At 35.3% G+C, this 18,854-nt stretch carries 20 protein-coding genes; 15 read left to right on the top strand and 5 right to left on the bottom strand.

Translation table 11 applies throughout. The features are described from left to right. Nucleotides 1-3: 3 nt before the first annotated feature. Nucleotides 4-1,038, bottom strand: a complete 1,035-nt coding sequence (hemH, locus tag RM520_RS03235) for a ferrochelatase (RefSeq protein ID WP_311387388.1) — start codon at nucleotides 1,036-1,038, stop codon at nucleotides 4-6. 110 nt (nucleotides 1,039-1,148) lie between these two features. On the opposite strand from hemH, the gene RM520_RS03230 reads away from it, so the two are divergent. Then, on the top strand, nucleotides 1,149-1,985 hold the full coding sequence (locus tag RM520_RS03230; protein WP_311386951.1) for an N-acetylmuramoyl-L-alanine amidase-like domain-containing protein: 837 nt from the start codon (nucleotides 1,149-1,151) through the stop codon (nucleotides 1,983-1,985). Here the strand turns inward: RM520_RS03230 and RM520_RS03225 are convergent. Further along, nucleotides 1,982-2,737, bottom strand: a complete 756-nt coding sequence (locus RM520_RS03225) for a ThuA domain-containing protein (protein ID WP_311386950.1) — start codon at nucleotides 2,735-2,737, stop codon at nucleotides 1,982-1,984. The genes RM520_RS03230 and RM520_RS03225 overlap by 4 nt on opposite strands. Nucleotides 2,738-2,747: 10 nt before the next feature. Then, nucleotides 2,748-3,629: an AraC family transcriptional regulator gene (locus RM520_RS03220; RefSeq protein WP_311386949.1), complete on the bottom strand. Its 882-nt coding sequence runs from the start codon at nucleotides 3,627-3,629 to the stop codon at nucleotides 2,748-2,750. Between the two features lie 204 nt (nucleotides 3,630-3,833). Between RM520_RS03220 and hemA the strand changes: the two genes are divergently transcribed. The 12 genes from hemA to RM520_RS03160 are packed head-to-tail and all read left to right on the top strand — an operon-like array spanning nucleotide 3,834 to nucleotide 14,383. Beyond that, nucleotides 3,834-5,090, top strand: a complete 1,257-nt coding sequence (gene hemA / locus RM520_RS03215) for a glutamyl-tRNA reductase (protein ID WP_311386948.1) — start codon at nucleotides 3,834-3,836, stop codon at nucleotides 5,088-5,090. Then, nucleotides 5,087-6,010 carry a hydroxymethylbilane synthase gene (gene hemC, locus RM520_RS03210; protein ID WP_311386947.1) on the top strand — a complete coding sequence of 308 codons (924 nt, stop codon included), beginning with the start codon at nucleotides 5,087-5,089 and terminating at the stop codon, nucleotides 6,008-6,010. Before hemA ends, hemC begins: the two co-directional genes overlap by 4 nt. Then, complete coding sequence (locus tag RM520_RS03205; protein ID WP_311386946.1) at nucleotides 5,985-6,662, top strand: uroporphyrinogen-III synthase; 678 nt, start codon at nucleotides 5,985-5,987, stop codon at nucleotides 6,660-6,662. Before hemC ends, RM520_RS03205 begins: the two co-directional genes overlap by 26 nt. Further along, entirely contained in the window at nucleotides 6,659-7,687 is a 1,029-nt protein-coding gene (gene hemE / locus RM520_RS03200) for a uroporphyrinogen decarboxylase (protein WP_311384265.1), read from the top strand. The genes RM520_RS03205 and hemE overlap by 4 nt, the downstream gene beginning before the upstream one ends. Nucleotides 7,688-7,696: 9 nt before the next feature. Then, nucleotides 7,697-8,239 carry a GNAT family N-acetyltransferase gene (locus RM520_RS03195; protein WP_311386945.1) on the top strand — a complete coding sequence of 181 codons (543 nt, stop codon included), beginning with the start codon at nucleotides 7,697-7,699 and terminating at the stop codon, nucleotides 8,237-8,239. Then, nucleotides 8,236-8,724 (top strand): DUF6973 domain-containing protein, encoded by a 489-nt coding sequence (locus RM520_RS03190; RefSeq protein WP_311384263.1) that lies wholly within the window; start codon nucleotides 8,236-8,238, stop codon nucleotides 8,722-8,724. The genes RM520_RS03195 and RM520_RS03190 overlap by 4 nt, the downstream gene beginning before the upstream one ends. A 2-nt stretch (nucleotides 8,725-8,726) precedes the next feature. Further along, nucleotides 8,727-9,629, top strand: coding sequence for an oxygen-dependent coproporphyrinogen oxidase (gene hemF / locus RM520_RS03185; protein WP_311386944.1), 903 nt, complete (start codon nucleotides 8,727-8,729; stop codon nucleotides 9,627-9,629). Nucleotides 9,630-9,636: 7 nt separating this feature from the next. Then, on the top strand, nucleotides 9,637-10,425 hold the full coding sequence (locus RM520_RS03180; RefSeq protein WP_311386943.1) for a PhzF family phenazine biosynthesis protein: 789 nt from the start codon (nucleotides 9,637-9,639) through the stop codon (nucleotides 10,423-10,425). A gap of 15 nt (nucleotides 10,426-10,440) precedes the next feature. Beyond that, the gene (hemB, locus tag RM520_RS03175; protein ID WP_311386942.1) at nucleotides 10,441-11,430 is read left to right on the top strand and encodes a porphobilinogen synthase; all 990 of its coding nucleotides are present in this window, start codon (nucleotides 10,441-10,443) and stop codon (nucleotides 11,428-11,430) included. Between the two features lie 34 nt (nucleotides 11,431-11,464). Next, nucleotides 11,465-12,736 carry a serine hydrolase domain-containing protein gene (locus RM520_RS03170; RefSeq protein WP_311386941.1) on the top strand — a complete coding sequence of 424 codons (1,272 nt, stop codon included), beginning with the start codon at nucleotides 11,465-11,467 and terminating at the stop codon, nucleotides 12,734-12,736. A 55-nt stretch (nucleotides 12,737-12,791) separates the two neighbouring features. Next, nucleotides 12,792-13,913, top strand: a complete 1,122-nt coding sequence (locus RM520_RS03165; RefSeq protein WP_311384258.1) for a CNNM domain-containing protein — start codon at nucleotides 12,792-12,794, stop codon at nucleotides 13,911-13,913. Further along, a complete protein-coding gene (locus RM520_RS03160; protein ID WP_311384257.1) occupies nucleotides 13,913-14,383 on the top strand; it encodes a methylated-DNA--[protein]-cysteine S-methyltransferase in 471 nt (156 codons plus the stop codon). The genes RM520_RS03165 and RM520_RS03160 overlap by 1 nt, the downstream gene beginning before the upstream one ends. On the opposite strand, the gene RM520_RS03155 is transcribed toward RM520_RS03160, so the two are convergent. Continuing rightward, nucleotides 14,380-15,489, bottom strand: a complete 1,110-nt coding sequence (locus RM520_RS03155; protein WP_311384256.1) for a hypothetical protein — start codon at nucleotides 15,487-15,489, stop codon at nucleotides 14,380-14,382. The two genes, RM520_RS03160 and RM520_RS03155, sit on opposite strands and share 4 nt — an antisense overlap. A gap of 78 nt (nucleotides 15,490-15,567) precedes the next feature. Between RM520_RS03155 and RM520_RS03150 the strand changes: the two genes are divergently transcribed. Further along, nucleotides 15,568-16,281: a 3'-5' exonuclease gene (locus tag RM520_RS03150; protein WP_311386940.1), complete on the top strand. Its 714-nt coding sequence runs from the start codon at nucleotides 15,568-15,570 to the stop codon at nucleotides 16,279-16,281. Continuing rightward, nucleotides 16,278-16,646 carry a VOC family protein gene (locus tag RM520_RS03145; protein WP_311386939.1) on the top strand — a complete coding sequence of 123 codons (369 nt, stop codon included), beginning with the start codon at nucleotides 16,278-16,280 and terminating at the stop codon, nucleotides 16,644-16,646. The genes RM520_RS03150 and RM520_RS03145 overlap by 4 nt, the downstream gene beginning before the upstream one ends. On the opposite strand, the gene RM520_RS03140 is transcribed toward RM520_RS03145, so the two are convergent. After that, nucleotides 16,643-18,838 carry a S8 family serine peptidase gene (locus RM520_RS03140; RefSeq protein WP_311386938.1) on the bottom strand — a complete coding sequence of 732 codons (2,196 nt, stop codon included), beginning with the start codon at nucleotides 18,836-18,838 and terminating at the stop codon, nucleotides 16,643-16,645. The genes RM520_RS03145 and RM520_RS03140 overlap by 4 nt on opposite strands. Between the last annotated feature and the right edge of the window lie 16 nt (nucleotides 18,839-18,854).

The raw sequence follows: 18,854 nt of genomic DNA, 5'->3' as shown, positions 1-18,854 counted from the left end.
TTTCTAAACAGGTAATTTAGCTTGCTCTTCCCATTCAAGAATCCATTTAGCCATAAGGGAAACCCATTCATCACGGTCATTCAAACATGAAATGTGCTTAAATGACTCTCCACCGGCCTCTTTGAATTCTTCATCACCTTCCATGGCAATTTCTTCTAGGGTTTCTAAACAATCTGAAACAAATGCAGGGGTAATTACAGCTAAACGTGTTTTACCTTCTTTTGCAAATCTTTCAAATTCATAGTCCGTATAAGGCTTTAACCATGGGTCGCCAGCCAATCGAGACTGAAAAGAAGTACTAACCTTTTCTTCTGGCAAGCCTAAATAAGCTTTAATTAACTCCGTAGTATCGTAGCACTGATGTCTGTAACAAGTATGATGTGCCACCGAATTAATGGAACAACACGTACCATCTATTTTGCAATGAAATTTTGTAGGGTCTGATTTTCTAATGTGGCGTTCAGGTATTCCATGATAAGAAAACAAAACATGGTCGTATTCAAAATCTTTTAAGCCTTCAGCAATGCTATCACCAAGCACTTTTATGTATTCTGGACTACTATAAAATGCTGGCATGGTAGTCACCTTCATGTCAGGAAAATGCTTCTGTTGCTCTTCCATGGCCTTGACCACAACGGTCTCGTAAGAAGACATAGCGTAATGTGGATACATGGGTACTAAAAGCACCTCATCTACATTTTTATCGGCTAACTCTTGCAAGCCTTCTTTTATGCTACCTGAACCATAACGCATGCCTAAGGCAACAGGAAGCTTGGTATGTTCACGTAGTTTTTTGGTAAATCGTTCCGAAATTACAATTAAAGGCGAACCTTCATCCCACCAAATTTTTGAATACGCTTTGGCCGATTTTTTAGGTCTTGTATTCAAGATGATTCCTCTTACCAAAAGATTTCTTAAAAGTGGAGGCACGTCAATTACACGACCATCCATTAAAAACTCATCTAAATATGGTTTTACATCTTTTGGGGTTGGGCTATCAGGTGACCCTAAATTGACCAATAAAACTCCTTTTTGCACAGCATTAAATTTAAGTTTCAAAAATACAATTTGAAAGGCATTCTACTTTTACAGATTGGAATAAGTTTTGTTATATAGAAATAGATAACTTTGATTGAAAGACAAAATAAATGAAGTACTATTTACTCTTATTGAATTTTTTACTAGTCCATTTTGTGACAGCCCAAATTGTTTCTTCAGCGGAAGACGAGGCGATTTTTAAAACCCGATTATTACAAATTCAAGAAGTTGAAACTTCTTCTTTTAATGAGCACCTGTTAGAAGTTGGAAAAACTTTTTTAGGAACACCATATGTGGAAAAAACTTTGGAGTTTGGTAAAACTGAAGCTCTAGTAATTAATTTTAGAGGTCTTGATTGCACCACATTTGTTGAGAATACACTAGCGATAAGTTTACTTCAAAAACAAGAGAAAACAGATTTTTCCTCTTTCACCGATAATTTAAAAACCATTCGGTATAGAAATGGCATTCTTGATGGCTATTCATCTCGCCTGCATTACTTTACAGATTGGATACGAAATAATGAAGAAAAAGGTTTAGTTAAAGATATTACTGCCGACTTGGGTGGAATTGAACTTAACAAATCCATTAACTTCATGGGAACCCACAGAGAGCTTTATCCTTTTTTGAGTGATGACACCAACTATCAACGCATTATAGAGACTGAGACCTCCCTGGCTAAAAAAACGCTTTGTTATCTGCCTCAAAAGGAGATTAAAAAGAGCGAAGCATATATGAAATCAGGAGATATTATAGCCTTAGCCACTTCAATAAAAGGTTTAGATGTTACCCATACCGGTATTGCTTTTAAAAAACCAAATGGCCGAATTCACTTACTACATGCTTCAAGTTCAGGTGAAGTTAAAATTACCGAGGTACCCCTGGTAGATTATTTAAAAAAGGTTAAAAATAATATAGGTATTATTGTTGCCAGGCCAATGCCTTAACTGCGGTTTAAACACCATTCAATGGCACCCAATAAATGCTGAATAAAATTATTTTCGGCATAAGATTCATTGGTATGGCCGCCACCAGAATAGTAAGCTCTTCCCGCGCCAACTTGATGATACCAGGCAATTGGATGTTGGGCTCCATTTGTACCCCCAACATAAGAACTCTCATCTAAATTTAAAGTAACGTTTACTTCAGAATTTAAGTTTTTATAGTTATACCATTCGTCATTGCGTACCCAAGTTTCGGGTAAATGTTTTGTTGAACTGTGTGTTCCATCTACCAGTTGAACAGATGCCTGAATTACATTTGGATTATTGGGATGACTTTCAAAATAGCCGCCAACCAATTGACCATACCAGTTCCAATCATATTCAGTATCTGCTGCAGCATGAATTCCTAAAAAACTACCTCCTCCATTTATATAATTTTCAAATGCCTTTTCTTCCTCAGTATCCAACACGTCACCTGTTGTACTCAAGAAAACCACCAACTGATAATTCTTTAAGTTGCGTTCCGTAAAATCTTCAGAACTCTCAGTTCTTATTACAATGAAATTATTCTTTCGACCAAGCTCGCGTAAAGCCTTTACACCTGTTGAAATACTTTCATGCCGATAACCCTCAGTCTTAGTAAAAACTAACACAAAATCTGGACGTTTTTTTGGAGTAGTATTTGGTGTTTCTTGTGCTGAACAAATTAAAGAAATACTAAAAAAGATGATGAAGATTGATTTGATGAATTTCATTGATGATGGTTTAGGTTGATGAAGTTAAATATTTTTTTGGGGTCGTACCATATTTCTTTTTAAAAGATGCTATAAAGTGACTGGCAGTGCTATAACCGACTTTAAGACCAACTTCATTGACATTATGCTTACCGGTTTCTAGCATCTTACGAGCGTATTCCATTTTGTAATCAAAAAGGAAACCAAAGACTGAATCACCATAAATTTGTTTAAATCCTTCTTTTAACTTTTTAAGGCTTAGACCAATTTCATTAGATAACTCGGCTAAAGTTGGTGGTTCTGTCATTCTTGCAATGATAATATCTTTTGCTTGTCTAATTTTACGAACATTATCCTCATCAGCTAAAAAAGGGCATTGTTCTAAATCAGCATCTTCGGTTTTATTAAAATATAGAGATATCAATTCATATACCTTGCCTTTCACATAAAGGTTCTTTATTGATGGGTGCAGGTTATAACTCATTAACTGGCTCAAGACTACAGCCATTGCTGGGGTTAAAACTTCTTGAGAATAATACTTTTTCTCACCCGAAACATCACTTAAAAAAGGAATATATGAAGCTTCACTAGAAAAAAGTGAATGAAATTTTCTAATTGTCATCACAATGGAAAGCATCCATGAATTTGATTCCAATACCACATTCATAGGTAGGTTTTTCTGTGTGTTATACAACAATAGTGAATTCTCTTCGGATACTTCAAGGGCATAACCCCCTTCATTAAATAAAAACTTAATCTTTCCTTTTAAAGCAAAATGAAACTGAATATAAGTACTATCAATATCTCGAACAACAGTTTTACGGTCATCCGTATCGTTTTGAATTTTAAGCACATAGAAGCCTTCATCAACTAATATCTCGTCATATGAACCTATAGCGACATTTTCTATCATTTGTAATTTTATTTAAGCTTGAATTATGTTATTTAGAATCACTCTAAACAGTGTTAATATGTAGCACAACTTCAATAAAGCTAGTGTTTTTGAGAGATTTCTGCAAAATTACACTTTAACTTGATATTTGATGTTATTAATTGTTCCGCTAGCGTTATTTTTTGTTTTGTGACACCATTAATTTTGCAGCCAGGTTAGAGTTTAATGAAGAACTACCATATTTCGAAACATCCATCCTTTTTTGCAGTTGGTTTGAGTTATAAAAAAGCCGAGGCAGAAGTTAGAGGAAAATTTAGTTTGGATGTGCCAAAAATAGATTCCATTATCCTTGATGCCCAAAAGCAGGGCGTTGAAGGTTTATTGACCATTTCTACCTGTAATCGTACTGAACTTTTCGGATTTGCACAACAACCCTTTCAACTGATTAAGTTGTTATGTGATCATACACAAGGTTCCATCGAAGAGTTTCAAGAAGTAGCTTACGTTTATAAAAATCATGATGCTATTAATCATCTTTTCAAGGTGGGCACTGGCTTGGATAGTCAGATCTTAGGTGATTTTGAAATTATAAGTCAAATCAAACAGAGTTTTTCCCGATCTAAAAAACATGGTATGTCTAATCCGTTCTTAGAACGGTTATGCAATTCTGTAATACAAGCCAGCAAAAGAATCAAAAATGAAACGGAACTTTCAACGGGTGCCACATCCGTAGCTTTTGCATCAGTTAAATACATTCTTCATAATATCTCTGATATATCTTCCAAGAATATTTTACTGTTTGGTACAGGTAAGATCGGTCGTAATACCTGTGAAAATCTAATCAAGCATACCAATAACAAACACATCACTTTAATCAATAGAACAAAAGAAAAAGCCGAAGCCATCGCTGGTAAATTTCAATTATTGGTCAAAGATTATGGCGATTTACAAACGGAAATTAGAAAAACTGATATTTTAGTAGTTGCTACTGGCGCGCAACTTCCAACTATTTCAAAATCGCTTTTACATACAAAAAAACCATTGTTAATTTTAGACTTGTCGGTACCAAAGAATGTAGCTGATAACGTTTTGGAATTGGATAACGTAACCTTAGTTCACCTAGATCAACTCTCTCAAATAACAGACGAAAATTTAAATAAAAGAAAGGAATACATTCCGAAAGCTTATGACATTATTGAGGAAGTAAAACTGGACTTTATCAAATGGTTAGAAAGTAGAAAATTTGCTCCCGTCATCAATGCCTTAAAAGCAAAATTGATGACCATGAAAGAAGAAGAGCTTGATTTTCACTCGAAAAAACTGCAAGATTTTAATCAAGAACAAGCGGAGCTGGTATCAGAGCGGATTATTCAAAAAATAACCAAACAAGTGGCCAATCATCTTCGTAAATCAGATGCCGATACAGATGATAGTCTCGCACTTATTCAAGAAGTATTTCAATTAGAACTTAATAGTAAATGAAGAATGTAATTCGCATTGGTACCCGAGATAGCGAATTGGCGTTATGGCAAGCTAATACCGTTCAAAACAAACTTGAAGCACTAGGTCATAACACGACTTTAATTCCTGTTAAAGCTACTGGAGACCTAGTTTTAGACAAACCCTTATACGAATTAGGTATCACCGGAATATTTACCAAAACACTTGATGTGGCTTTGCTTAAAGGTGATATTGACATCGCTGTGCATTCCATGAAAGACGTGCCGACCGTTTTACCTAAAGGTGTTGTTCAGGCAGCAGTTTTAGAAAGAGCTGAAACTCATGATGTTTTAGTACATAAAGGGACTGACTTTTTAGAAAGAGAGGGTATACTAGCTACTGGAAGTTTAAGACGGAAAGCGCAGTGGTTAGCAAAATACCCTAAGCATAAGGTGGTCGATTTAAGAGGCAATGTCAATTCTAGATTAATCAAACTAATAGAAAATGATTGGAATGGTGCAATTTTTGCCCAAGCCGGATTGGAACGCATTAAACTTTTACCTAAAGATGCCGTTCAATTAGATTGGATGATACCAGCACCTGCCCAAGGCGCTATGTTGGTTGCTGGCCTAAAAGATAATGAACAGGTTATTCAAGCTGCATCTGAATTGAATGATGATCATAGTGCTATAACCACTCAGATAGAGCGTGAGTTTTTAAAGACCTTAGAAGGTGGTTGTACAGCGCCAATTGGAGCTTTGGCTGAAATAAAAAACCAAAAGGTTTATTTTAAAGGATGTCTGCACGCCCTTGATGGGAGTGCTTTTGTCGAAACGATAAAAGAGCGTCCTCTGACTAAAATTGAAGGTTTTGGAAAAAGCTGTGCTTATGAAATTTTGGAAAGCGGCGGAAAACAATTAATGGATGAGATAAAAAATGAACTCAACAATTCTGTCCACTAAAAGATTATCAGGATCTCAACGTGAGTTGGCACTCAATGGCAAGCTCAATATTGTCGAGTATGATGCTATTAATATTGAATACCTGCCTTTTGAAATAAATTCTGATGTTGATTGCTATATTTTTACCAGTAAAAATGCAGTTCATAGTTATTTAGAAGAGCAAAAATCAAAAGTCAACAAGGCCGAAAAATCTCAAATATTAAAAGCTGTTTGTGTAGGCGAAAAAACAAAGCTTTTACTACAAAAAAATAACTTTGAGGTTCTGGCGACTTGCGAAAATGCGGAGAACTTATCACAAATAATCATAACCAATTATAAGTTCTACTCATTTTTATTTCTAAGTGGGAATTTGAGAAGAACAACTTTGCCCGAACAATTAATCAAAAATAAAATTGACTATAAGGAGATTGAGGTCTATAGAACTATTTTAAAACCTAAAAAATTTAAAAATACATTTGAAGGAATTCTGTTTTTTAGTCCGAGTGGAGTTGAGAGTTTCATTCAAGACAACAGTCTATCAGATAGTACTGCCTTTTGCATTGGATCAACAACAATGAATGAGGCAAAAAAATATACCAATCGGTTAATTAAAGCCAATAAACCCACGATAGAAAACGTAATAGTGCAGGCGGTAAAACATTATAACTCATGATTAAAAACGATTTATTTTTAAAAGCTTTAAAAGGAGAAACTGTTGAAAGACCCCCTGTTTGGATGATGCGCCAAGCCGGACGTTATCTTCCAGAGTTTATGGAAATTAAAGCAAAATATGATTTCTTTACGAGGTGTCAAACTCCTGAATTAGCATCTGAAATTACTGTACAACCGATTCGCCGATATGGCATGGATGCCGCCATTCTATTTAGCGATATTTTGGTTATTCCCCAAGCGATGAATATTGATGTAGAAATGAAACCTAATTTTGGACCTTATCTACCTCAACCTATACGAACTGCAAAAGATTTAGAAAGAGTAATTGTTCCCGATATTCAAGACACACTCGGCTATGTGATGGATGCCATTACAATGACCAAAGAGAAATTGAATGATGAAATTCCATTAATTGGTTTTGCGGGATCACCTTGGACAATTTTATGTTATTGTGTTCAAGGACAAGGCAGTAAAAACTTTGATTTGGCAAAAGGATTTTGTTTTACTCAGCCAAAAGCAGCTCATGAATTATTGCAAAAAATTACGGATACTACTATTGCTTATTTAAAAGAAAAAGTAAAAGCCGGAGTAAACGCAGTTCAAGTTTTTGATTCGTGGGGAGGAATGTTATCACCCACTGATTATCAAGAATTTTCTTTCCAATATATTCAGCAGATTATCGATGCCTTAAAAGATGAAGCACCTGTAATTGTTTTTGGCAAAGGTTGCTGGTTTGCATTAAATGAAATGGCAAAATCCGGAGCTTCCGCTCTAGGGGTAGATTGGACATGCTCAGCTCGTAATGCGCGATATTTAAGTGGAGGAAAGATTACTTTACAAGGTAATTTTGACCCTTCTAGATTGCTTTCACCTCCTGATGAAATAAAAAGAATGGTCCATCAAATGATTAATGAATTTGGCAAAGACCAATATATTGTTAACCTAGGGCACGGTATTCTTCCAAATATTCCTATTGAAAATGCTGGTGCTTTTATTGAAGCTGTAAAAGAATATAAAGCTCCATAACAACCTATTATGCAAATTGATTTTGAAAACTACAGTATTGCTCCCGTTCATATTAAAGACGCCTGGCGAATCTGTGATTTTGTTGTTTCAAATTCAGAAAGATTAAAACCCTTCTTTCCACAAACATTAAAAGCGAATTTAACACCAACTCTTGCAGAAATTTTTGTCAAGACCAAAGTAAAACAGTTTGGCAATAGAGAAGAGTATCTATTCACAATAAAAGAAAATACCAATCGGACTATTATTGGATTGCTCTATGTAAAGGAACTGTTCAAGGCGCCAAATCAAGCAGAACTTGCTTATTGTATTAGTTATCAATATGAAGGTAGAGGTATTACTTCTAAATTAGTTTCTGAAATTGTGGATTGGTCATTCAATCACCTAGGACTTGAGACACTTCAAATTATTGCACATAAGACCAACCTAGGAAGTTTGAGAGTCGCAGAAAAAAATGGCTTTACTTTTCAAAAGACGCTTTCAAAATCTCATCAAAAATTTGATGGAGAATCCGTAGATATGGAATTGTATGAACTTTATAACAAAGTTCCATGAATGTGATTGCAACTTTTAAACGAATTGATATCAGTTCCTTTTGGTCGCTTTTTAAAATAAGTATTCAAAATCCTTTATTCCTGTATCCCACATATAAGGCAACTAGAATGTGTTTAAAGGTTTCAACTAACCATTTTGGAAGAGCTCATTACCAAAATAGCCCAGCAAATGCATTTCGCCATGCATTTTGGAATTATTTAATCGCAAAATATTGTACCAAATGGTCTAAAATTAATTCAAGAATTCTGAAATGGACCAAATCTATTACAGATTGGCACGAGAATACCTTTAAAAATAGAGAGCTAGCGCGTTTAATGGACTTTCACAATAATGAAATTGGCAGGGCTATTTTTATTCAAAATCAAACAAAAACGGAAGAAGAAGTTCTACAGCAACTTCTCCAATTAACTAATTCTTCTAAAAAAATTGAAGTCGAGGCTGATATCCTTAAAAACAAGTTTAATTTAGTTCATATTACGGAATAAAGATGAAAGATGAATTTTATCAATACATTCAAAATCTGCAAGAAAGCATTACTTCAAAACTTGAAGAAGTAGATGGATCAGCAACTTTTGTTGAAGATATATGGGAACGTCCAGAAGGCGGAGGAGGCAGAACAAGAGTTATAGAAAATGGTGCTGTTTTTGAAAAAGGAGGTGTTAATATATCAGCTGTTCATGGAGCATTACCTAAAAGTATGCAAAACTATTTTGGAGTAACTGATGCTGATTTTTTTGCTTGCGGACTAAGTTTAGTTCTTCACCCTAAAAATCCCTTTGTGCCCACCGTACATGCTAATTGGCGCTATTTTGAAATGTATGATAAAAAGGGAGCTATAGTAGACCAATGGTTTGGAGGTGGCCAAGATTTAACTCCATATTACCTATTTCATGAAGATGCAGCTCATTTTCATTCGATTTGTAAGGAAGCCTGTGATAAGCATGACCCCGGTTTTTATAGCACTTACAAGAAAAGATGTGATGAATATTTTTGGAATGCCCACCGCTATGAAGCTAGAGGAATAGGCGGACTCTTTTTTGATTATTGCAAAAGCACCTCAGAAATGAGCATGCAAGATTGGTATAACTTTGTAACCGATGTTGGTAATAGTTTTTTAGAATGCTATGTACCAATTGTTACAAAACGTAAAGACCTTAATTTTACTAATGAGAATCGTGATTGGCAAGAAGTTCGTCGAGGCCGCTATGTTGAATTCAACTTAGTTCATGACAAGGGAACATTGTTTGGTTTGCGCACCAATGGTCGAATTGAAAGTATTTTAATGAGTTTACCGCCTCATGTGCAATGGAAGTACGATCATCATCCAGAAACGGGCAGTGAAGAGGAAAAATTAATCCAGGTTCTAAAAAATCCCAAAGAATGGGTGTAAATAAATTATGAAACTTAAAATTTACCAGGTCGATGCGTTTACTGCCAAAGTTTTTGGCGGTAATCCTGCCGCTGTATGTATTTTAGATGGATGGTTGCCAACTGAAATTATGCAACAAATTGCGCAAGAAAATAACCTTGCAGAGACCGCATTTTTAGTTCAAAAAAATAGCACTTTTGAACTGCGCTGGTTTACTCCAGAAATTGAGGTTGATTTATGTGGTCATGCGACTTTAGCCTCTGCCTTTGTTATTTTCAATCACTATGGATATACGGAAAAAACCATTCGGTTTTTTTCTTCAAGAAGTGGAGAACTTCTAGTTACAAAAAAAGATAACGGGTGGATGACCATGGATTTTCCAACAGACCAACTAGTTGCTTTACAAGGAAATACAGCTATTGACAAAGCTATTGGTTTAACTCCTCTTAGAACCTTAAAAGGCAAAACAGATTACTTGTTAATTTATAATTCTCAAGAAGAAATCGAAGCTATTCAACCAAATTTTCATTTATTAGACCTGCTTGATTGTCGTGGAGTAATCGTTTCAGCTCCAGGCAAGAACGTTGATTTTGTTTCACGTTTTTTTGCTCCAAAATGTGGAATTCCTGAAGATCCTGTTACGGGGTCGGCTCATACTACCATGTTACCCTATTGGTCAAAAGTTTTAGGGAAAACTCAGTTAGCTGCAAAACAGTTATCCAAACGAAGTGGTGATTTACAATGTGAATATTTAGGAGAACGCGTTAAAATTTCTGGGCAAGCTGTGCTATACTTGGTTGGTGAAATTAATATTTAATTAGAAAATTAAAATATGTATCCACTTATAAGAAATAGAAGATTAAGAGCCTCTTCGGCCATACGGCATTTAGTAAGAGAAACTATTATCACCCCCAGTGATTTTTTAGTTCCTCTTTTTGTCGTTGAAGGTAAAGGAGTTAAAGAAGAAATTTCATCAATGCCCAATTACTATCGAATGAGCCTTGACAAACTAGAAAAAGAAGTCTTAGAACTCTGGAATATGGGGCTATGTGCAGTACTTCTTTTTGTAAAGGTCAACGATAATTTAAAAGATAATAAAGGAACGGAAGCGCTAAATCCAGACGGACTTATGCAACGCGCTATAAAGACCATCAAAAATAGTTGTCCTGATATGCTCGTTATGACTGACGTAGCTTTGGACCCATTTTCCTCTTATGGCCATGATGGTATCGTTACTGATGGGCAAATACTTAATGATGAAACAAGTGAAGTTTTAGCTGAAATGAGCGTGAGTCATGCAGGTGCAGGTGCAGATTTTGTAGCTCCAAGTGATATGATGGATGGTAGAATACTTACCATTCGTGAAGCCCTTGAAGACGAAGGTTTTCATAATACAGGTATCATGAGCTATTCTGCAAAATACGCTAGTTCTTTTTACGGTCCTTTTAGAGATGCTTTGGATTCTGCACCAGTTGATATCAAAAACGTTCCTAAAGATAAAACGAGCTATCAAATGGATGCTGCGAACCGATTTGAAGCAATTAGAGAAACTCAAATGGACATAGATGAAGGAGCTGATATCGTAATGGTTAAGCCAGGTTTAGCATATTTAGATATCGTTCGTGAAATACGAAATGAAGTTGATGTTCCAATAGCTGTGTATCAAGTTTCCGGAGAATACGCAATGTTAAAGGCTGCTGCCGATAAAGGGTGGTTAGACCATGACTCTGTCATGATGGAACAATTAATTAGTATAAAAAGAGCCGGAGCTAATATTATTGCTAGTTATTTTGCTAAAGATGCTGTTCAAATTATGAGTTAAAAATATCATTATATTTAACTCAAAGTGAATAACATTGCTATTAAAACTACGAATACTATTATTTATACTTATCGGTTTTATTTGCACTTCTAATGCTCAGAAATCAGCAATTAGTGACACTGGTTTAAGTAAAATTGATGCATTACTAGAAGATGCAATTCAGCAACAAGCTTTCCCTGGAGCACAAATTCTAGTTGCACATGAAGACGCGATTGTATTTCATAAAACTTATGGCTATCACACTTATGATAGCGTTCAATCAGTTGGTTTAAATGACTTGTATGATTTAGCTTCAGTCACCAAAATATTAGGCCCTTTACCTGCTTTAATGAAACTTGTTGATGAAGGTAAAATTGATTTAGACGTCTCCTTTAGTGATTATTGGCAACCTTGGCGCAAATACAAAGACAAAAAACAGATAACGCTAAGAGAGATTTTAGCTCATCAGGCAGGTTTGGTGCCTTATATTGTGTTTTTAAACCGAGCAACTAAAAACGGAATTCCAAAAGATAGATTTATAAAGGATTCTCAGAGCAAGAATTACAAAAAACAAGCCTATTCAAATCAATTTGTAAAAAATGGATTTCAAAACAAGGTTTTTCGTATTATAAATCGATCAAAAGTATCGTCAAATAAAGAGTATAGATATTCTGGATTAAGCTTTCTGCTCTTTCCGAAGGTTATTGAAAATTTATCCGGCAAAACATATCAATCTTATCTTAAAGAAAACATTTATGACGCTGTAAAAAGCAGAACTCTTGGTTTTAATCCAAATGACAAACAATATTCCAACACTATTGTGCCAACAGAATTAGATACGTTTTGGCGTAAATCAGTAGTAAAAGGTTATGTACATGATGAAAATGCAGCTCTTTTAGGTGGTGTTTCCGGAAATGCTGGGCTTATTGGCACAGCAGATGATCTTTATAAAATGATGGCTTTATACCAAAATATGGGCAAATATAACGGACAACAAATTCTATCTGAAGCAGTAGTAAAAGAGTTTACTAGAATACAATTTCAAAGGAATAACAATAGACGTGGTCTTGGCTTTGACAAACCTTTAATTGGGAATGATACTTTAACTCTTGAAAATGCCTACCCTTCACCAAAGGCAGCCCCATCAAGCTTTGGCCATGCAGGTTTCACTGGCACTTTTGTTTGGGCAGATCCTAAAAACCAATTGGTATTTATTTTTCTTTCTAATAGGGTTTATCCTGATAGAAGTCATAGAAAACTATATGAGTTAAACATCAGAACACGGCTTCATGATATTTTTTATGATGAACTCATAAAGGCTCAATAAATCTTTCTTTAGATTTGTTGCTATTGATTACCTTAGTATATACTAGAAACAACCTATGGGACTCCTAATATTTTACGCTGTTATTTCTATTTTCTTTTCATTTTTGTGCTCCATTCTTGAGGCGGTACTTTTAAGTATTTCTCCAACTTTCCTCAATGTTAAAAAGACCGAAGGCAAGGCTTATGCTGAAGAACTAGAAAACTTAAAAAAAGATGTCGACAAGCCATTAATTGCAATTTTAACTTTAAATACTATCGCTCATACAGTGGGTGCAATTTTGGTAGGTGTACAAGCTAAGGTTGCATATGCTGAGTTATATGGAACTACAACACGTTCTGTTTTGGGAATAGAATTTACTGAAGATTTAATGGTTGGCGCAGTTTCAACAATCATGACTATTTTAATTTTGGTCGCCTCTGAGATTATACCAAAAACTATTGGTGCCACCTACTGGAAGCAACTAGCAAATTTTACTGCTAAAGCACTAAAGGCAATGGTCTTTTTTATGAAATGGACTGGTTTGCTATGGATACTTCAACTATTTACCAAGTTAGTTGGTGGCAAGGGACACCATGGTAGTGTTTTTAGCAAAGAAGATTTTACAGCCATGACTGATATTGCAGAGGAAGAAGGTGTATTTCAAGAATCTGAATCCACTGTAATTAGAAACTTATTGACCTTTAATGAAATTCAGGCCAAAGATGTCATGACTCCAAGAACCGTAATGAAAATTGCGTCAGAAGATATGACCATTCAAGATTTTTTTGAAGCTAATAGGCCTTTACGATTTTCAAGAATTCCAGTTTTTAAAGAACGTGCTGATAATATTACGGGGTTCTTCTTAAAAGATGAACTGCTTGAAGCAATTATAAATAAAAAAGGAGGAGAAACTCTTGGTACGATTCGACGTGAAATTTTAGTTACAAACCGTATTAAACCCATTCCTGAACTATTAGAAAAATTTGTCGAAAAAAATGAGCACGTTACTCTTGTAGTAGATGAATATGGATCAGTTAGTGGCCTAGTTACCATGGAAGATGTAATTGAAACGCTCCTTGGTCTTGAAATTATGGATGAATCTGACAATGTTGAAGATTTGCAGGTTTTGGCTAGAAAAAATTGGGAAGCCCGTGCAAAACGATTGGGGTTAATTGAAGGTTCTAATGAAGTAGAATAATGGAAACTGCTTATTTAAAAACGCCTATTGGTTATGCAGAATTTAAAGGTGATGTAAATGGCTTGGTTTCTGTAAAAGTTTTTGATGAAATGACTTTTTTAGATACTATTCCAGAAGTCTTAGAAGACGCAGTTTATCAATTTCAAGAATATTTTGAAGGGAAACGCAAAACCTTTGATTTGAAAATAAATCCGCAGGGCACTGACTTCCAAAAAAGAGTTTGGCAAGGACTTTTAGAAATTCCTTATGGAAAAACAACATCCTATTTAGAATTATCGAAAACATTAGGAGATGTAAAAGCCATTAGAGCTGTCGCTTCAGCAAATGGTAAAAATCCGCTATGGATTATAGTGCCATGCCACAGGGTTATTGGCAGTAATGGTGATTTAACAGGGTATGCTGGAGGATTACATCGCAAAAAATGGTTACTTGAACATGAAAGCCCAGTTAAACAGCAAAGTCTGTTCTAGTCTGCTACGATATAAGAGGGGAAAAAGGGTAAAGCGGTGTTATCAATTAATTCTCCCCCTGGCGAAATTTGTAAAATGCCTCCCTGATTAGGTGTTGTCAAAATTGCATACCCAATAAAAAACATATTTCTTGAACTGCTGTAAGTTTGTGTAGTGATTGTTATATTCGACCCAATTTCTGCCTCTATTTCGTCAGCGATAGTGATAAAATCAGGAATAAAACTTTCTTGTGTTTCTATATCAAATATAGCTGGGCCTGAAGCAAAACGAGCCGGTTGTATGTAAGGTCGTGCATAGTATAACTTATTTTCAGAAAGCACAGTGCCTGAAACTGGCCCAGATGCAAAACCACTATTGAAGCCAAGATTACTAGAACTAATAAAAGATAAATCATTTGTATCATAAAGTTCTAAAGATGCATCTATACCGTTTTTAATTACAACTAGATTACCTAAATCATCTATGAAAATACTGATAGGAGTGTCCCCGAAATTTATAATATTTCCAAGGCTCTTAGTTAAGGTATCATAAACGCTAAGCTTATATTCTCCTTGATTATCTAAAAATGTGATGTACACCTTATCATTAAATAAAAGAGGTTGAAACAAAAGATCAATATCTATATCAATACTAACGTCTAGACTTGTTTGGTTTTGAATTTCTACGTCTTGTAGGCCAATTTCTCGAGAGTCGCCAGGAGCAAAATATCCAAAAAAGACATTAGTTAAGGTGTTAGTACCCCACACTACCGAACGACCTGGTCCGTTGGCATAAAAATCAACAAAACTAGCTGTTGCGCCCGTGCTTATATTCTTTATAACCAAAGAAAACGCTCCTTGTCTAAATGAGTAAAAGGAAAGAAAATCATCGGTTTGTCTTAAAGTTAAATAGTCTGTTGGAACTCCAATCTCTGAGGTCAAATTCAATAACTCAGTCGTGTTCGTAGTAGCATCAAATGTGTATTGAAATACCGCTTCCGTATCTTCACCTATAACTTCGAAACTAGCGGCAAGTATTTCATCAGGTTCTTCAATAATATTGTCATCATTAGAACAACCAACGATTAAAAGGGTCAGCGTGACCCCAAAGATATTTTTCCAATTCATAGCGTAGCAATACGTTTTCAAGATACAATTTAATTTAGGTAAAGTACTTTAGTTCAATGCATTTTAGTATTTTACTTCATGCTTTATAAACTTGATTTAGCGAATATTCTGTTTTTAGATATTGAAACCGTTCCTGAAAATAAAGTCTTTTCAGAACTATCAGAAGAAAAACGTATCCTTTGGGAACAAAAATCTAAATACCAACGTAAGGAAGAGTTTAGCCCCGAAGAATATTACGATCGCGCTGGTATTTGGGCAGAATTTGGTAAAATTATTTGTATTTCAGTAGGCTATTTTACTGAAAAAGGAACACAAAGAAACTTTAGAGTTACTTCTTTTTACGGCGACGAACCTAAACTATTAAAAGACTTTAAAAACTTATTACAAGAACATTTTAACCAAGCCAAACACCTGCTCTGCGGTCATAATGGTAAAGAATTTGATTTTCCTTACATAGCCCGTAGGATGCTCATTAATAACATAAAACTGCCTTATAAACTTGATTTGTTTGGTAAAAAACCTTGGGAAATTCCTCATTTAGATACCATGGAACTGTGGAAGTTTGGTGATTATAAGCACTACACTTCTCTTAAACTCATGGCAAACGTGCTCGGTATACCTTCTCCAAAGGATGATATGGATGGCAGTATGGTCAGAGATGTTTTTTATGAGGAAAATGATTTGGATAGGATTGTTGTTTATTGCGAATTAGACGTGGTTACTACGGCACAGGTATTACTGAGACTTAGAGGGGATGATTTATTAAATGAAAACCAGATTAAGAAGATATGAATCTTGAATCAAATTTTTTAGAAATCACTCCAGTACTCCCTTCTCAAAATATTATGCGTGATATTGAGTGGCATCAAAAACATACCGGTTTTAATCCTATTTTTGGAGACAATATGTATTCTGGACTACAAAGAGCGCATATGCATATTCATTTACAATGGCATGCAGAAACACCTGAAGACCCATTATTGGGTGGTTCTGTAATCAAATTATTTGTAGGAGATATTAAACCAGTTTTTGATGAATTCGTCGAAAGAAGAACTGTTTCTAAAGATAAACTTCGAATGAATACGGCTTGGGGTACGCATGAATTTGGTTTTTTTGATTTGAACCATAATGCTATTTTTATTGTTCAGTCTATTTAGTCCTTGAAAAACATAGTACTCGCCATTCCACTATAATCTTGTAAAGAAATGATATATAAGCCTGATGATAAATCAGTAACTTTTATCTTTTCATTGGCATTACCACCTTTAATTGTTTGACCTGCTGTAGTTGTTATGGTATAATAAGCGTCTTTTGAAAATTCTGAAGCTAAATGAAGCTCATTTACAGTAGGATTCGGATATACTTTTAGCGCTAGTTCATTAGTACTTAATGTTTCATAAAGCAATTCCTCCGTCTCTGTGCCAGAAAATTCAAACAGTAATTCCTCAGAAAAATCGGAGGCAAGGTTTTGTGAACAAACTGCTCTTATTCGGGCGGTATAATTAATTCCCAATTCTAAATCGGAAAATATCATTTCACCTTCCCAAGTGTTTACAGTCTTCCAATTATCATCGTAGATGTCTTTAATCTGAACTTCATACAAAGTGTCTTGATTTGTTTCCCATGTTATGGTGCAAGAATTTTCATCTGCGCTTTTAATTTGTGGAGGTTGTGGCGCTTGATTCATTTGACATTCACTCAGTGAAACTCCTGATATAATTAAAGAAAAATCTTGTGCTCCGTTTTGTAAATCTCCTTTATGAGAAATAGTAATAACATATTCACCTGATGCGTTATCTATATCTATACGTTCAAAAGGATCAACCCTATTATCACCTTTAGTAGCTGGCGCACTAGCGTTTAAAGCGTTCAATTTCCAGGGCATAAATGTGCTTCCGTCTTTAGAAATACTAATATCTAAATCATTAACAAGTGCAGGGGTGACTGAATTTAAATCGCCTCTGTTAATATAAGAACCTTCAATATCTGTCCATGAAATAGAAGCTATCAAAGGTTCTTCACCATTAGCATTAACTATTACCGAATAGGTTTCGCCTGATTGTAAAGTATTTTCTTCAACAATTGTGGCGTATTGTTTTTTCTTTAGGATCTCTCCAGCGCGTGCGGTATTAAGTACACCCCATCCCATTCTATAATCTGGCCCAGGTGCTTGAACATCATCTGCACTATGCAACGCCAAGCCTTTTAATGTGGCTGCTTTCATGAAGGAACTAAATAGTTCTTCATGATATTGCTGTAATAATAATAAAGAAGCCGAAACTCCTGGGGCCGCCATAGAAGTACCCATTGCACTGCTATAACTAGTATTGTTGTTAGAGCTGGTCGAGTAAATTAATGTGCCATCACCTGCTATATCTGGTTTTATACGACCATCGTCTATAGGTCCAAAACTACTATAGCCTGATACTGTTGCATCTTTTAAATCACCATTGTTAGCTAATTTTGTATCTGCGCCGGCTATAACTAAGCCATTTTTTGAAGTAGTAAATCCTAATAATAAATCAAATCCATCTTGTGCATTACCGGAATTTGGAAGTTCATTATCTCGGCTATTTTGAGAATTACCCGCTGCGGAAATCATCAAATAGTAAGGGGCATTATACATTATTTTATCCCAATCTTGTGAAACTCTGATATAACTGCCAAAATACCAATCAGGGACACGGTCAGTTTTTATACCATATGAATGATTTGATATAAGCATACCGTTAGCAGCTGCTTCAGCAACTTCAATTTTATCTCGTGTCCAATCATGAGTAAGCGCTTTTGCTTCAAAAGCCACCCCTTTTGCTTTTTCCTTTATACCAGAAGAAACCATTGCCCCTGTGACCATAGTACTATGTCTATCAGTAAGACTGCTACCATCGGCATTGCGTACTCTACTGTCAAATTCTTGATGGGATGTTAAAGCAATTCCAGCATCCCAGACACCTATTTGCATACCCAAACCTGTAATATCTGATTCTAAGCTTCCGCCTTTATAGAGAGCATCCGTTCTAGAAACTTTGCTAGTAGGATCTAAATACGTGGTATAGAATAATGGTGTATCGTCAATTCCAATAGAATTCAATGCGACAATAGTTCCATCCAAAGCCTTTTCAAACGCTTTTACTTGTTTTGTTTTGACTACAGCCAGTATTCGCTGTTTCTGTGTTTGGTGCTCTTTTTTGAAGGTATTAATCAACTGTTCAAATTTAGCAGTGTTGTAAGACGATATTATAACCGCCCGCTGCTCTTCTGATTGTCCAATTAAAATAGAAGAAACTAAAAATAGAAAATAGAAGGGTAAAAAAAAGCCTTTATTTACAGTAGGGTTTTTGCAGACCATGATTATAGATAGGTAA

The organism is Croceitalea vernalis, from assembly GCF_031846405.1.
Taxonomy (GTDB): domain Bacteria; phylum Bacteroidota; class Bacteroidia; order Flavobacteriales; family Flavobacteriaceae; genus Croceitalea; species Croceitalea vernalis.
This window is presented reverse-complemented; position numbering and strand designations above follow the sequence as displayed.

Bases quoted from the DNA above. Each gene is read 5' to 3' on its own strand.
- RM520_RS03230 (WP_311386951.1), top strand. From the start codon at position 1,149: ATGAAGTACTATTTACTCTTATTGAATTTTTTACTAGTCCATTTTGTG.
- RM520_RS03225 (WP_311386950.1), bottom strand. From the start codon at position 2,737: ATGAAATTCATCAAATCAATCTTCATCATCTTTTTTAGTATTTCTTTA.
- RM520_RS03220 (WP_311386949.1), bottom strand. From the start codon at position 3,629: ATGATAGAAAATGTCGCTATAGGTTCATATGACGAGATATTAGTTGAT.
- hemA (WP_311386948.1), top strand. From the start codon at position 3,834: ATGAAGAACTACCATATTTCGAAACATCCATCCTTTTTTGCAGTTGGT.
- hemC (WP_311386947.1), top strand. From the start codon at position 5,087: ATGAAGAATGTAATTCGCATTGGTACCCGAGATAGCGAATTGGCGTTA.
- RM520_RS03205 (WP_311386946.1), top strand. From the start codon at position 5,985: ATGAACTCAACAATTCTGTCCACTAAAAGATTATCAGGATCTCAACGT.
- hemE (WP_311384265.1), top strand. From the start codon at position 6,659: ATGATTAAAAACGATTTATTTTTAAAAGCTTTAAAAGGAGAAACTGTT.
- RM520_RS03195 (WP_311386945.1), top strand. From the start codon at position 7,697: ATGCAAATTGATTTTGAAAACTACAGTATTGCTCCCGTTCATATTAAA.
- RM520_RS03190 (WP_311384263.1), top strand. From the start codon at position 8,236: ATGAATGTGATTGCAACTTTTAAACGAATTGATATCAGTTCCTTTTGG.
- hemF (WP_311386944.1), top strand. From the start codon at position 8,727: ATGAAAGATGAATTTTATCAATACATTCAAAATCTGCAAGAAAGCATT.
- RM520_RS03180 (WP_311386943.1), top strand. From the start codon at position 9,637: ATGAAACTTAAAATTTACCAGGTCGATGCGTTTACTGCCAAAGTTTTT.
- hemB (WP_311386942.1), top strand. From the start codon at position 10,441: ATGTATCCACTTATAAGAAATAGAAGATTAAGAGCCTCTTCGGCCATA.
- RM520_RS03165 (WP_311384258.1), top strand. From the start codon at position 12,792: ATGGGACTCCTAATATTTTACGCTGTTATTTCTATTTTCTTTTCATTT.
- RM520_RS03160 (WP_311384257.1), top strand. From the start codon at position 13,913: ATGGAAACTGCTTATTTAAAAACGCCTATTGGTTATGCAGAATTTAAA.
- RM520_RS03155 (WP_311384256.1), bottom strand. From the start codon at position 15,489: ATGAATTGGAAAAATATCTTTGGGGTCACGCTGACCCTTTTAATCGTT.
- RM520_RS03150 (WP_311386940.1), top strand. From the start codon at position 15,568: ATGCTTTATAAACTTGATTTAGCGAATATTCTGTTTTTAGATATTGAA.
- RM520_RS03145 (WP_311386939.1), top strand. From the start codon at position 16,278: ATGAATCTTGAATCAAATTTTTTAGAAATCACTCCAGTACTCCCTTCT.
- RM520_RS03140 (WP_311386938.1), bottom strand. From the start codon at position 18,838: ATGGTCTGCAAAAACCCTACTGTAAATAAAGGCTTTTTTTTACCCTTC.